We start from the raw sequence: 14,528 nt of genomic DNA, 5'->3' as shown, positions 1-14,528 counted from the left end.
TATTTTCACTCTACATATCATACTTTCGACCTTTTTCGCCGATGAATATAGGTACAGCAGGATATGAAAGAGGCGGGAACAGGGAATGAGAAATCTCAAGATAAGAAATAAAATGATATTGCTGGTGACGATTTTTGTGTGCATGCTGCTTGCTATCGGAGTAGCTGGCATTATCACCACCAGGCAAATGGCAGCCAGATCCAAGGAAACCTATAACCAGAATCTGCAGCCGATTTATCTTGTAACGGAAATACGCGGGAACAACCGCGCGATTGAGTCTTTCCTCCTGGAGGATCTGATTACTAGGGATGAAGCCAAGAGCAAGGAGCTTACGCTGGCTATCAAGGACAATATCGGGAAAAACAATGATCTCCTGGCCAGGCTAAAGGCTATTCCATTCAGCAATAAAGCGATTGTGAACAAGATTAATGAATACTTGTCGTTGCTGCCGGATTACCGGTCTCAGCGTGATAACATCATCCAGCTTGCGGATAAAAATCTCAGCAGCGAAGGCTATCAGATCTTCTCTGCAAGCGGCTTCAGTGAAGCGCGCAATACGATGGTGAATCTGCTTGAGGATACAGCCGCCCTGATGGTTAAGGATGCCGAGGAGCATCACAAGGCCACGCTGGACAGCGCCAAAAGCTCCACCACCACAAGTGTTCTGCTCATAATTACCGCCTGGCTGCTTTCCGTAAGCATCGGCTTCCTCATCGCCAGATTAATTGCGAATCCGCTGAGAGATTTGCAGAAGCTTATGAAACGCGCAGAAGCAGGTGATCTTACTGCAATGGCCTCCTATGCATCCGGAGATGAGATTGGTCAGATCAACAATTCCTACAATACAATGCTGGGCAGTCTGAAGAGCATGATGCAGGGAGTATCGGAAAGCTCCGAGATGCTGTCAGCCTCCTCGCAGGAGATGAGCGCCAGTGCGGAACAGACGGCACGCGCTTCGCAAATGATCGCAGATACCTCCTCCGAGATCGCTGCTTCCTTCGGTGTGCAGGCGGAGATCATTGACCGCACAGCCCAATCTGTGCAGGGGATGGCGGAGGATATTGCCGCTGTCGAACGCAGCAGTAATGAGATGTCCGGGCGGATGGAGCAGGCTGCCGTTTCAACAGATAACGGCGCTGGCGCTGTCGGGGTTATCTTAACGCAGATGCAGGAAATTAACTCCAGTGTGTTATCCAGCCGGGAGATTGTCAGCAAGCTGGGCAGCTTATCGGGTGAGATCAATACGATTATTACAACGATCAACGAGATTGCCACCCAGACGAATCTGCTGTCCCTGAATGCTTCCATTGAAGCGGCCAGAGCCGGGGAGCATGGGCAGGGTTTTGCGGTTGTCGCCGAAGAAATCCGCAAGCTGGCGGAAGCGACAGGGAGAAGCTCGCTCCGGGTTACAGACATCATTACGCATATTCAGCGGGAGACTGGAAGCGCAGTGCAGTCGATGGAATTGGGATCGGAGCTGGTCGCTCATGGTGTGGCCCAGAGTGAGGTTGTCGCCCGGGCATTTTCGGAGATACAAACCTCCATCCAAATTGCCGCGCGGCAGACGGAAGAGATCAGATTGGCTGTCCGGAATGTCTCAATGGAAGCATTAAGTGTATCTCAGGCGATGGAGCAGGCAAGCGAAGTCTCGCGCAAAGGCGCGGAGGATGTGCAGAGCACCAGCGCAGCCAGCGGGGAGCAATTGACCGCGATGGGGGAAATGTCACTGTCGGCCCAGTACCTGGCGACCCTTGCCGAGAGCTTGCAGAAGGAGCTGGCCCGGTTCAAGCTCTAGACCGCTGCTTCTGTGTCTCTATCTCTGCAACTCTGTCTTATCCGTACTCTCTCCCAGCAGATTAGGCGGAAAAAAGTCACTTAATATGCCACGAATTTTTGAATTTTGGCTGGTAGTGGGAATTTGTCCGCTTAATTTTGTTATATATGCTGTTTTTGATCTCTGGACTCCAAATTAGTGGGACGAATTCCGCTTAACACGTAAACGGAGGCATGGAGGGGCCAATTAGTGGTACAAATTCCACTTTAATTGCGACCACTCCTCTGGTTATCTGAACAGGAACAGAGTTAGCTGCAAAAAATGCAAAATCAACCCAAAATCAACAACCAACAAGCCCCCGAAGCTCATAGAAGCTCCGGGGGCTTGTTGGTTGCAACTATAGTTTTGCAACTAAGCGCTTATATCAGTTGAACTAAAGAAAACATTAAAAAGGGCAGAAGTGAGGGGAAGTTTGGATACTTACGGAGCGGTAGCGACCCGCCTGAGAGCTTTCCGTAGGAAAGCTGGCATCGTAAGCAAAGGCTGTCTGCGCATTTCTACCGCGAAGAGCGGTAATAATCAAGAAATTTGCAGGCGGGCAGCAGCCGGAAGTCCAAACATTCCCCGCAGTTACGACCAGACCACAGTATGAAATCTATAGCTCAACTTTTATAGCTTACGCTGGCAGTGGACCATAAATTCTACACCCAAGCCCTCAGCTTGCCGGTGTCAGCATGCCGCCGCCGCTAAGGTAGATGGTTTTGCCGTTCAGCCAGTTATTGGCACTGGCAGTAGCATCATAATAGATCGTATGGCCGTTGTCCGTGATATTGCTGAAGGTAGTATTGCTGTCCGTGAAGGTGCTTAAGTAGGAGTCGCCGGTGACATTCCATGAGCTGCTGGCATCCAGGCTAAGCGATGCTGTCTTGGCTGTATTGGCATTATCTATAGCTCCGCTTAGCGAGCTGCCATTGCTCAGAACAAGCGCAACGGAGCTGATGGCGTCAGCGGTTACTTCTCCTCGCAGGGTCTGACTGTCGGCGTTCAGCGTTACGCTCGCGCCATTTGCGCCTGACGTGCCCCACTTATCGGCAGCGGCTTTAAGCAGGATGCCGGAGGAGGAAGTTAATCCCGCTTCCTTCAGATTAATGACGGCATTTGTATTGGTGGAGTAGAACAACGGACCGGCATAGGCGGTAAGCGCTCCGCCGTTCATCGTGAAGGTGCTGGTGCCGACCTCGGCGTCACCGGAGAAGCTCTGGTAGAGCATCACACCGCTTTTTGCGGCGCCGGACAGGTAGGTGTTGTTCAAGGTGATGGAGTTTTTGCCTTCAATCACGGCAGCTTCGGAGCCGCTTGCGGTAAGGGTAGCTCCAATGACGTTAATACTTCCTGTCGAGTAGATTCCCGGCGAATCGGTACCGGAGGTATTCATTGTGCCCCCGCTGACATTTACAGTTCCGTTGCCACGGTCTGTAGCGATGCTGGCCGAATGGGTGCCTGCCGTTGTGATATTAACATTGGTCGCGTTCACAGTGCCTGTGTAGGTGGCATCCAAGCCGCGTGAGGAATTGGCGGTGGTGTTGATCGTAACGCCGGATACATTAATGGTCGAGCCTGCGCCGGTGGCAAAAACGGCATTGGCACCGTCCGCGTCAGTCGTAACCGTTGAATCCTTCAGCGTTACTGTGCTGCCTGCTGTCGCTGCCAAAGCGGCATTAAGGCCATAGAAGTTGCTGTTGTCCTCGGAGGAGGTAGCGCCGGTTTTGCCAAGCGTTACGCCGGTGAGCGTAAGCACGCCGCCATTCGTAACTTTGACTGCCGAAGCATCGGCTGCAGTTGCGGTAAAAGTCTCCAGCGTTTTGCTGGCTGTGCCGCCGCTTAGCGAGTAGGTAGCGCTGCCGAGTGTGCTGGCGTCCACGGTGCTGCCCGTACCGCCGCCAGTTCCTTCAGGAGGGGTTCCGGTTGGCGGCGTGCCCTCAGGCGGTGTACCTGTTTTTCCATCACCCGCACTTGCAGTCCCTGCTGTCCCCGCTGCACCAGAGGTGCTGTCCGTTGATGTCAGGCTGACCGTCTTTGTGGTTTTGTCGTAGTTTGCCGTCAGGCCGACCGCTTCCGAGATGGCTCTTGCCGGGAGATAGACAGTGCCATTATAGATAAATGGCTTTACCGTTGCGCCGGTAGCGTCCTTAAGCGCGGCTTCCTGCCCGTTCAGCTTCACAATAATGTTGTCATAGGTGACGGCGATTTGTTTTTGAATCGAGTCGGCATAAGCTGAGACGGACATTGCTACCGAAGCGGTTACGGCAACGCCGGCTACAAAACCCTTCATTGCGTTTCTTTTGCCCATGGTTATCCCATCCTTTTCAAGTAAGATTGATCCTGCTTATGTAGAGCATGTTGCTCTGTGCTGCTGCATGTCTATATTGTAGGACCGCTAACTGAAAGCTATATGAGATTGCGCTGAAGGTTTGTTGAAGGTGCGCTGAAGGTTTGTTGAAAATCATGGGCACGCAAAAAAGCGGCCCGCCCCGGCATTAACCCGGAGAGGACCGCTTATCATGCAAATCCGAAGTATGCAGTTCATCCGTTTCTTAAGCGTACCAGCCCCATACGAAGATGTACAAGGTGCCGAAAATGGTAACCAGACCGACAAACAAGGCGTAGGCGATATTAATGTACAGCTCTTTTTTGTTATCCGCCGATTCCCCGATATGCATGAACACGAACAACTGCAGGGAAGCTTGGATAATAGCTGTGACCAGCAATATGGCCATATTGGCGCCCTTGGACAGATCACCATAGATCACGATTAACGCTGCGGCAGAAAGGACCAGAGAGGCCAGATAACCCATCACATGGCGAATTGGAAACAGTTGCTTCATCATGTCACATCAGTCCTTTCAGGTAGACGAAGCTGAAGATAAAGATCCAGACAACGTCCAGGAAATGCCAGAACAGTGAGAAGATAAATGTCTTGTTGGCGGTAGCGGGATTAATGCCTTGACGCCACAATTGAATCATAATGGCCGTTCCCCACAGGAAGCCGAAGCTGACGTGAGCGCCGTGCGTGCCCAGCAGGACGAAGAGGCTGGAGAGGAAGCCGCTGGTCTGCAGCGTCGCGCCTTCATGCACATAGGTGAAGAACTCCGTGATTTCAATCCCGATAAAGCCCAGACCCATCAGCAGCGTGAGGGCCATGAAGACCATCATCGCTTTCTTATAGCCAAGACGCATGGCATGAACGGCAAGACCAATTGTGAACGAGCTGGTCAGGAGCAGGAAGGTTTCGATCAGCACCGGGCCGATTTCGAACAGCTCGCTCCCGCTAGGGCCGCTGGCAAAACGGTTCACCATTACAAAATATACGGTGAACAAGGTGGCGAACAACGGAATTTCAGCGCCGAGAAACACCCAAAACCCGAAAATTTTGTTGCTGTTCTCTTCTGTAGAGTATTCCAGCGGCTTAGACGCATCTATTTTCATACAGTCTCACCCCGCATTAGTTTCTTTTCTGTAGCCATAACCTCTTCAGCGGAAATATAGTAGCCGTGATCCCGGTCAAAGGACATGGCAGCCAGCATAATCAGCACACCGGCTCCAGCGACAATCGCAGGAATCCACATGCTGAAGACCAGGAAGAAGCCGAGGAAGAAGAAGATAACACCCAGGATGAACGGTTTGCCGGTATTGCTTGGCATGTGAATCTTGGTGATTTTATCCTCGAACAGCGGCATGTTCTTGTTCTGCTTGGCAGCCCAGAAGGCATCCAGCGTCTGAACCTTCGGCACAACCGCGAAGTTATAGACCGGCATCGGACTATGCGTAGCCCATTCCAGTGTGCGTCCATCCCAAGGATCGCTGGTAGTGTCTCTCGGCATGTAGCGTGTGCTCCAGTAGATGTTGTAGACCAGAAGCAGGAAGCCGATAGCCAGACCCACCGCGCCTACGAAGCTCAGCATATTGAGCGGACCGAAGCCTGTTTCCTTGGAATAGGTGTACATCCGCCGGGTCATCCCCATCAGACCGAGGAAGAACAGCGGGAAGAAGGTGACGTTAAAGGAAATCACGATCCACCAGAAGGAATGCTTGCCCAGCCGTTCGTTCAGGCGGAAGCCGAATACTTTCGGGAACCAGTAATGGAACCCGGCAATAACCGCGAAGACGGCGCCCGGAATCAGCACGTAGTGGAAATGCGCGACCAGGAACATGGTGTTGTGGTACTGGTAGTCGGCACTGGCCATTGCCAGCATGACGCCGGTAACCCCGCCGATGGTGAAGATCGGGATAAAGGCCAGCGTGTAGAGCATCGGTGTAGTAAAGGTGATCCGCCCTTTGCGCAGGGTGAACAGCCAGTTGAATATTTTAACCCCTGTCGGTACGGCAATAGCCATTGTGGTAATCGAGAAGAAGCTGTTGACCATCGCGCCTTGACCCATTGTGTAGAAATGGTGAGCCCATACCAGGAAGGACAAGAGCGAGATAATCACCATACTGAATACCATTGATTTATAGCCGTACAAGTTCTTTTTGGAGAAGGTGGCGATAATTTCGCTATAAATACCGAAGGCCGGCAAAATAACGATATAGACCTCCGGATGGCCCCATACCCAGAACAGGTTGGCCCAGAGCATATCCATCCCGCCGTTCGCCATCGTGAAGAACTGTGAGCCGAACAGGCGGTCGAACATCATCAGCGCCAGCGCCACGGTCAGCACCGGGAAGGCGAAGACGATAATGATGTTGGTAATCAGCACGGACCAGGTGAACATCGGCATCTTCATCAGCTTCATGCCTGGTGCGCGCATTTTGAGAATCGTTACGATAAAGTTGACGCCTGTGATCAGAGTCCCGATACCGGAAATCTGCAGCGCCAGAGAGTAGTAGTTGTTACCGACCGTAGGACTGAACTCCAGACCCGCCAGCGGGAAATAAGCCGACCAACCGGCATCCGGCGATCCTCCGATGACGAAGGAAATGTTCAGCAGCATGGCCCCGAAGAAGAAGAGCCAGAAGCTGACGGCGTTGAGGCGGGGGAAAGCCACGTCCCTTGCGCCGATCTGCAGCGGTACGATAACGTTCATCAGACCGATGATAAACGGCATAGCCATGAAGAGAATCATGATCAGGCCGTGAGTGGTGAATACCTCATTGTAATGCTGCGCGTTGAGGAATTTCATTTCCGGCGCTGCCGTTTGCAGACGCATCATCATTGCGTCGACACCGCCGCGGAACAGCATGAGCAGCGCGGCCAGGATATACATGACGCCGATTTTCTTATGGTCAACCGTGGTCAGCCATTCGCGCCAGAGGTAGCCCCATTTTTTAAAATAGGTTAGCCCGACGATTATCCCTATGGTAGCAAGTGCGATACTGGCCATGGCTCCATAGATTAAGGGTTCGCCTGGAACCTTAAATTTTTCTAAATCCATTAGGGTGGCTCCTTTCAGGTTGTTTCATCGAGCGGGTTATTACAAGCTGCTATTTGTGCGTATGTTCGTCTACGGGTGAGCTAGGCACAGGCTGCTCCAGTTCCGGGTCCGTTTTAGTGTTGAACTCGGTTTCCTCAGTCGTTGCCGGTGAAGGGTGGATGTCCTTGTTGTCCTGATGCTCCATACTGCCGTTGCCCATATCCATCTCTTTGCCGTCGCCGCTCATATGCTGGCCGTGGTCTCCGGGAGGAGGACTGAACTCCAGATGGGTGGAGGAATAGGTTTTACGTCCGATAAAATCGGCGGCAAGCAGGCCCTTGAATTCCTTCTCCGTCAGTATGGGAGCGGTTTCTTTAACCTCTTTCACCCATTTGTCGTAATCCTTGCTGCTCATGACGAGAGTTTCAAACTCCATTTGGGCAAAGCCCTTGCCGTTGAAATTGGCATTTTTGCCGAGATATGAGCCTTCCGTATCAGCGGAAAGGTGGAGCGTTGTGAGCATGTCGCTCATGGCGTACTTTTGACCGGCGAGCTGCGGAATCCACAGACTGGTGATGGGGCCAAAAGAATACATCCGGAACTCTACCGCCCGGTGCACGGGGATATTGAGGTAGTTCACGGTTTCAATGCCTTCCTCCGGGTAGCTGAAATGCCATTTCCAGTTGGAAGAGGCTGCGTAGATGACCAGAGGCTTCTGATCTTTGTATTCTGCAGCGACATTCTCGACGGCATTGGTTGTCTTAACGGTTACGACGGACAGGAAGGCTACGATAATGATCGGGATGATAATCCAGATCGCTTCGAGTACCTTGTTGCCCTCCTCATGCTCAGGAATGTAACCTTCATTGCTTTTCTTGGCCCGGTACTTCACCAGCACGAAGATATATAAGATGTAGACAACTGCCAGAACACCGAGCATCACTATAATAGAAAGGATGATGGTGTCAGATAAAGTTCGTGCAGAAGGCCCCTTCGGATTCAGAACGGTGAGTGAACTGCATCCCGGCAGGAGGAGGATAAGGCTGAGAAACAAAGCGTATAACGGTCCCTTTTTTGTCATATAGAACTCCTTCCTTCAATAGTTCTTGTCATTCGCCGAACATTGCGGGCAAACATTAACCTGTATCTATAGTAAGAACTACTTACCCATAATGCAAAATACATATTCTGGATAAAAAGCTACAATCGTCCTCAAAAATGTCCATTTAGTTAAATATATGTGATCAAATTGTTACAAATATCTTTATGTATGATAAAGATCACTGTAACGGTGCGTCTTAAGGTTATTTTAAGGAAGTTCAAATTTTGTTCACAATTTCATAAAAGTTACTATTTTCGTCACATATAATTTAAGTGAAAACAGCGCTGTTTTGGTGATTTTTTCTTGATGCGACAGCGTTCAACCATTTTCGATTTCTTTCTGAAAAAGAATGCGATATGTCATTTATCACAATGAAAGTGTTACAGTTTTTTCTGCATCTGGTTACAATCTCTCAAATAACGCTATATGAATCTATGATAAAGTAATAGATAAATATACATAGATTGGAGACTGCAACTGGTGACTATTAAAAAAGCAATGCTGTTATTCTTTTCATTTTTACTATGTCTTGGTGTCGTGCAGACGACGGCAAGCGCTACAGGCGCGAACGCTGAACTGAAGCTTGGGGTGAACGATAAACTGAGCGGCATTACAGCCGTTTCCGTAAAAGGCAGCTATTATGTCCCGCTCCGCGCTTTGGCAGCAGAATTGAAATGGACGATTACCGGCCTTCCTGACGGAATTCAGGTGGACGGCGGAGGGCGCAAGCTGCTGCTGCTCAAGGGTAATGGCGGTGCTCAGCTTCAAGATAGAACTACCGCGCCGATGAACACGTTTGTGAAGAATGGTACCTTGATGGTTCAACTCAAGATCAGCGCCTACCTTGGGTATATCATATCCTTTGAGCCTGATAAATATTTACTGAGAGTCCGGGATGCTTCGGCGGCGCTGGATGATGCGGCGTTCCTGAGCCAATATAAGAGTGAACTGCATCCGTCGACCACTCCGGCGAAACCTTCGCAGACACCTGCCGGCAAGCCGGGCAAGACCCTGTATATGACCTTTGATGACGGGCCTTCCGCGACGACCTCGGAGCTGCTGGACATTCTGGACAAGTATGGGGTGAAAGCTACATTCTTCATGCTCGGACCCAATATGAACCGTTACCCTGCTGAGGTGAAGCGTATTGTAAAAGAGGGGAACGGACTGGGGCTCCACGGCATGACGCACCGCAAAGACAAATTTTATGCTTCCCCATCCGCCGCACTGGCGGAAATGAGCGGAGATAACGCAGTGCTGCAAAAGATTGCCGGCACAGGCACAACGCTGATCCGTCCGCCTTACGGCAGCAAGCCTTATTTTACCAAGAGCTTCAGAGACAAGGTGCTGGTCCAGGGCTACCATCTGTGGGACTGGAATGTGGACTCGGATGACTGGAAGTACAAGGAGAACAGTGCCAAAATCTATAACACGGTAATGAACCAGGTGCACGGGCTGCAAAAATCCAAAACCAACCCGGTTGTTCTGATGCATGATCAGAAAGCCACCCTCAAAGTTCTTCCACGCCTCCTTGAGTCGCTGAAGAAAGAGGGCTACACTTTCGAAATCATTACGAAGGATCTTCAGCCGCTGAACTTCTGGAAAGACCACCGCTGACGTTTGATCATCACCGGGGCATCCTGTGGGGAATATGATTTGTATTTGTATAAAAAAGAGTAAGCTTCAAGGCCTTCTGATATGCTCCCCATATAGTAGACAGGTGAAATAATAAAAAACCTGTTACTGTATGGAGGCCTTGATCAGTCTTTTAATACTGCTATTGAATCGACTGTCTATATCGCGACCGTTTGTAGGCTAAAAAAATAAATTATATTTTAGCCTGGGCTTGACATATGGGTGCCGAAGATCGTGAAATCGAATATGCCGTAAATTATTTTTCTTAAGTACAAGGGCAAAATGCTGTGAAATATAGTTAGGTTTTATAAGATGTCCCATCTCATTAACGTTAAGATAGTCCAGATAATCAGTACAGTATGAATCACCACATATCCGACGGTTTATCTCTTGTTGCTTTTTAAGGCATACAAGGAGGCCATAGAAGGCGTCTACAATAGGGGGGGGTGCCGACGGCTGGCTTTATTCTTTATACGGTCTTTAGCGATGGTAATAAGCCGACCATTGAGTGGTTTCCCCCATCTGCATACCCGATCCAGAAGCACATGTTATGCCTGACGGGAGAGTATACGTGTACGGAAGCTGGGATCAATTCGATGACAATACTTTTTGCAGCAAGGAGTATAGAGTAGTATTCGATTGGCTGTTGGACAATGATAAAGTGAAATATCCGAAGGTTGACTGGGATTGGGACAATCCGACCCCATTTATGCAGCGAAGTAGACAGAAACGTATAAATAAGAAGGATAGTAAAGATTCTGATTTGAAGAATGTACATGATTTTGGAAATTTATCGCAGGATCTACTATATGCACCGGATGCAATCTATAGGGATGGTAAGTACTATCTTTATTTCTGTGCTCTGGATGATAGCGAAGGTGTAGCGTTGCAGACAGACCTTACATTATCAGCTAAAGGTAGCGGAGAAATAAAGATTTATTTAGATGGAGGAATAAAAGAGAGCGGGCATGTAATTGTGAGTGAAGGAATTATTGTGACTTCTACCTTCAGTGGTCCTTCTGGAAAGTATGAAATCAAGTTGGAATTCGATAAATCAAAAAATCTAGAGTTGCATTCAATTCAATTTAGCTAAAGGGAAAGGCTCATTTACTTTTAAAATTCAATGGTGAAACTGGGCTTTAAAACGCACGAGCCCAAATGCCCAATTCACTAAACCGAACAGAAAGGGGTTTTCTTACCAGATAGGTTAGTCATCTCAATTCTATTTATAAAAGCAAGCTGAGAAGCGAATCACTATTTTTTAGATTCGTTTTCTCAGCTTTTTTTGTGGACTCAGCAGAGGGAATTCTTGAGTCTTTGTGTCTACTATAATCTAAATACTCTGTCTAAGCGGTTATGCTGCATGTCTTGTTCAAGGAGTACTATACCCTGAAGGGTTACGACATTTAACTCAATCTACCGTCGGTACTAATACAATTCGCTGCGATGGATCAGTCTGGGCAGTCCACGCCTGTTCGACTTGAAGAAGTGGAACGGTTTTTACTGTTATACCCAGTTGACCGTTTGCTATAGCTTCAATAAGTGTGGGAAATTCAGCCAAGTATCCAGCAGGAGTGGCCGATCCTTGTCCGCTACCTATCAGGTGAAGATTTGCTGAACGGAGCGCAGCGGAAGGAATAGCAGCTAAAGAACCAGCCATGGAACCAATTTCGATCCAGTATAGCGCGCGACTTCGATCAGAGCGCTTGTAAGCAGCGAAGGGATAACTAGTTCCGCAGTCTTCCCCCATAGGTAATCAATTACTACGTCAACTTCGGAGGCTACCTCAGCGACTCGATCAGCAGCTTCTTTTGGGTCTCCATTCAGCGATACGATCTCATCTGCTCCCAGAGCGTAAAGTTCGTTCAGACGCTGCGGATCGCGACCCGCACCAATGACTCGGCTCGCACCAAGCAACTTGGCAATGCGAACTGCCATCTGCCCGGAATTGCCGGTTGCGCCCAACACAAGTACCTGTTGTCCTGGTTGGAAATTGATTCTGCGACGCAGAGCCACCCAAGAAGACATTGCCGGATTCATTGCCGCAGCAATCTGTATCGGATCAGCTCCTTCAGGTATAGGTAAACTGTGGCGTAGGTCGATTACAGTCTTTTCAGCCATTGAGCCAAAAGCTGTTTCTGGGACCGCGAAGTATACCAAGCTACCGTTTGGTAATCTACCGACGCCATCAATACCGGGAATCAATGGTAATTCGCCTGTACTGGTATAGTGGGAACCGTCCGCTTGAGAGCGAACGCGGGGATGAAGCCCTGCAGCTAGAACAGTAATTAGCTCCTCATGCTCACCAGTTGGTTGCGGGATTTCGACACTTTCACATTTTGGTACAGTATCAAATGAACGTACAACTGCTGCATGCATAAAATATCCTCCATTCGCGTTTTCGCGTTAAATTTGTTTGTGATACAAACAATATAGTTTGTATTACAAACTAAGTCAAGATTTATGTTATAATGATATAGAAAATAAACGATGTCAGTTCCGATCACGCTGATTTATGTTTGTTTCAATACTATTTAGTCTGGAGCGAGTTTGAATGAATACTGATATATCAATGGCGGATAACTTAATACAATTTTCTTATATGATTCAGTCAGTGCTAGCTAATGCCGGAGCTCCTTACGAGCTCTCCCTTATTCAAATACGTCTGTTGGGCATCCTGCGCGACCGCGAACCGAGTATGCAGCAGCTTGCCCAGCATTTGGAACTAGATAAATCCAGTATTACCGGACTCATTGACCGTGCAGAGCGTCGGGGATTAGTCGAGCGTGTTCCCTCGCTAGAAGACCGCCGCAGGTTTAACGTTAGACTGACACTCACTGGCCGACAAATTACCGATGAGGTCGGCGGAGAAATTATACTTAAAATTCATGGCCTAACAGAGATCCTTTCCAACAATGAGCACTCCCAACTCTCAGAGTTAGCAGCAAAAATAATTGAAACCGCTTCTAAGTTTTTAGACTAAAGAATTTCTTAACTAGTTGATGGGATTTTTTTGTTTTAGCTAATTCATGCTTAAAATCTTAAATTTGACCTAGATAAAACAAAAAAATGCCGTTGTTAGGCGCACTATGGGTGATGTTGAAGGGAACAACGGCAGAACTGCCGTTAATTCCGCGCCTCGACGCGGGATCGGCCAAAACAACGGCAAAACTGCCGTTGTTAGGTGCACTATGTACGATACTGGTGGGAACAACGGCAAAACTGCCGTTAATTCCACGGCAGTGCCCGGGATCGGTCAAAACAACGGCAAAACTGCCGTTGTTAGGCGTACTATGGGCGGGGCTGGAGGGAACAACGGCAGGAATGCCGTTAATTCTACGCCTCGACGTGAGATCGGCCAAAACAACGGCAAAACTGCCGTTGTTAGGCGTACTATGGGCGGGGCTGGAGGGAACAACGGCAGGAATGCCGTTAATTCCACGGCTCGGCCTGGGATCAGCCAAAACAACGGCAAAACTGCCGTTGTTAGGCGTACTATGGGCGGGGCTGGAGGGAACAACGGCAGGAATGCCGTTAATTCCACGGCTCGGCCTGGGATCAGCCAAAACAACGGCAAAACTGCCGTTATTTCCGCGCCCCGCAAACGCAGCCCACTCACCCCGGCGCAGCCCAACGCAGCCCCGCGCACACGACGCAGCCCCCGCACAGCCTCAACGCAGCCCCCGCGCAGCCCCAACGCAGCCCCCGCACAGCCTCAACGCAGCCCCCGCACAGCCTCAACGCAGCCCCCGCACAGCCTCAACACAGTCCCCCTATGCCGGACTACGCCCTCCCGGCCATGCCGGCCGCTTTTTATGCTAACCAGAAGCAGTTCGCGCTATCACTTGTACAAATAATTGATGATCATATTGACCAGCTCCGACTTCAGCCGCTCGGTGGAGATCCTCTGCGGGGAGAAGGAGATAACGTCAACGATGGTGCTCATAGATTCGAATACGATAATGGAGGCAGCCTCCAGGTCTTCGGTTTTAAGCTCATCCTGTCCCATCTGCAGATACTGCAGGGTTCTGCGCCGGCCCACCTCATACTGTGCATCCATCAGTTGTTTGATCTCTTCATCGCTATGGTACATCATGGTCAGATCATTTTGGTAGCCGACGAAATCTTTATGGGAGAGCAGCAGGCTGTCTACCAGATGGCTTATCAACTCGGCCGGGTCGAGCGTTTTGAAGTCGAACTCTGACATCGAAGCGTCGATCCGGGCCAGAAGCTGTTCGCCGTAGACATGAAGAACGTCAATGAATACGGCTCTTTTATCGGCAAAATAGGAGTAGAAGCTGCCGGTCGATACCCCGGCGGCAGCCGCGATTTGCTTGGTATTGGTCTGATGGAAGCCTTTGTCTGAGAACAGCTTCATGGCTGCATGCACGATGGCTTCTTTGGTTTTGATGCTGCGGTCCTGCCTTGGTGTTCTGATCTTGTCTCCAATGTCACTCATGTCCGAAGCTCCCCCTTGTATTACCGATTGTAGAGGAGCGGCTTGGGGCTGTCAACAAAACATGAACTAAAGTTCAATTATTTTCATTGACAAATATGAACTTTAGTTCATATAATCTAAACGTGAACTATAGTTCATATTTGGAGG

At 49.5% G+C, this 14,528-nt stretch carries 12 protein-coding genes; 4 read left to right on the top strand and 8 right to left on the bottom strand.

The features are described from left to right. Positions 1-85: 85 nt before the first annotated feature. Positions 86-1,795: a methyl-accepting chemotaxis protein gene (locus tag B212_RS0122440; RefSeq protein ID WP_019913373.1), complete on the top strand. Its 1,710-nt coding sequence runs from the start codon at positions 86-88 to the stop codon at positions 1,793-1,795. A gap of 694 nt (positions 1,796-2,489) precedes the next feature. On the opposite strand, the gene B212_RS0122435 is transcribed toward B212_RS0122440, so the two are convergent. The 5 genes from B212_RS0122435 to qoxA all read right to left on the bottom strand — a co-directional run bounded on the left by B212_RS0122435 (position 2,490) and on the right by qoxA (position 8,266). After that, positions 2,490-4,124 (bottom strand): stalk domain-containing protein, encoded by a 1,635-nt coding sequence (locus B212_RS0122435; RefSeq protein WP_019913372.1) that lies wholly within the window; start codon positions 4,122-4,124, stop codon positions 2,490-2,492. A 244-nt stretch (positions 4,125-4,368) separates the two neighbouring features. Continuing rightward, a complete protein-coding gene (qoxD, locus tag B212_RS0122430) occupies positions 4,369-4,662 on the bottom strand; it encodes a cytochrome aa3 quinol oxidase subunit IV (RefSeq protein WP_019913371.1) in 294 nt (97 codons plus the stop codon). 1 nt (position 4,663) lies between these two features. Further along, entirely contained in the window at positions 4,664-5,260 is a 597-nt protein-coding gene (locus B212_RS0122425) for a cytochrome (ubi)quinol oxidase subunit III (protein ID WP_019913370.1), read from the bottom strand. Further along, a complete protein-coding gene (gene qoxB / locus B212_RS0122420) occupies positions 5,257-7,206 on the bottom strand; it encodes a cytochrome aa3 quinol oxidase subunit I (protein WP_019913368.1) in 1,950 nt (649 codons plus the stop codon). The genes B212_RS0122425 and qoxB overlap by 4 nt, the downstream gene beginning before the upstream one ends. A 49-nt stretch (positions 7,207-7,255) precedes the next feature. Next, positions 7,256-8,266 (bottom strand): cytochrome aa3 quinol oxidase subunit II, encoded by a 1,011-nt coding sequence (gene qoxA / locus B212_RS0122415; protein ID WP_019913367.1) that lies wholly within the window; start codon positions 8,264-8,266, stop codon positions 7,256-7,258. Positions 8,267-8,767: 501 nt separating this feature from the next. On the opposite strand from qoxA, the gene B212_RS33350 reads away from it, so the two are divergent. Together B212_RS33350 and B212_RS0122405 are read left to right on the top strand one after the other, a co-directional pair. Then, a complete protein-coding gene (locus B212_RS33350) occupies positions 8,768-9,904 on the top strand; it encodes a polysaccharide deacetylase family protein (RefSeq protein ID WP_019913365.1) in 1,137 nt (378 codons plus the stop codon). Between the two features lie 589 nt (positions 9,905-10,493). Beyond that, positions 10,494-11,015: a hypothetical protein gene (locus B212_RS0122405; protein ID WP_019913363.1), complete on the top strand. Its 522-nt coding sequence runs from the start codon at positions 10,494-10,496 to the stop codon at positions 11,013-11,015. A gap of 551 nt (positions 11,016-11,566) precedes the next feature. Here B212_RS0122405 and B212_RS32220 read toward each other — a convergent pair. Further along, the gene (locus tag B212_RS32220) at positions 11,567-12,301 is read right to left on the bottom strand and encodes a quinone oxidoreductase family protein (RefSeq protein ID WP_198015881.1); all 735 of its coding nucleotides are present in this window, start codon (positions 12,299-12,301) and stop codon (positions 11,567-11,569) included. Positions 12,302-12,476: 175 nt separating this feature from the next. Between B212_RS32220 and B212_RS0122395 the strand changes: the two genes are divergently transcribed. Continuing rightward, positions 12,477-12,905: a MarR family winged helix-turn-helix transcriptional regulator gene (locus tag B212_RS0122395; RefSeq protein WP_019913360.1), complete on the top strand. Its 429-nt coding sequence runs from the start codon at positions 12,477-12,479 to the stop codon at positions 12,903-12,905. A gap of 58 nt (positions 12,906-12,963) precedes the next feature. On the opposite strand, the gene B212_RS34675 is transcribed toward B212_RS0122395, so the two are convergent. Both B212_RS34675 and B212_RS0122390 read right to left on the bottom strand, forming a co-directional pair. Then, positions 12,964-13,488 carry a hypothetical protein gene (locus B212_RS34675; RefSeq protein WP_156830184.1) on the bottom strand — a complete coding sequence of 175 codons (525 nt, stop codon included), beginning with the start codon at positions 13,486-13,488 and terminating at the stop codon, positions 12,964-12,966. A 275-nt stretch (positions 13,489-13,763) separates the two neighbouring features. Beyond that, positions 13,764-14,381 carry a TetR/AcrR family transcriptional regulator gene (locus B212_RS0122390; RefSeq protein ID WP_019913359.1) on the bottom strand — a complete coding sequence of 206 codons (618 nt, stop codon included), beginning with the start codon at positions 14,379-14,381 and terminating at the stop codon, positions 13,764-13,766. Between the last annotated feature and the right edge of the window lie 147 nt (positions 14,382-14,528).

The sequence above is a fragment of the Paenibacillus sp. HW567 genome (assembly GCF_000374185.1).
In the GTDB taxonomy this organism is placed as follows: Bacteria; Bacillota; Bacilli; order Paenibacillales; family Paenibacillaceae; genus Paenibacillus_AQ.
This window is presented reverse-complemented; position numbering and strand designations above follow the sequence as displayed.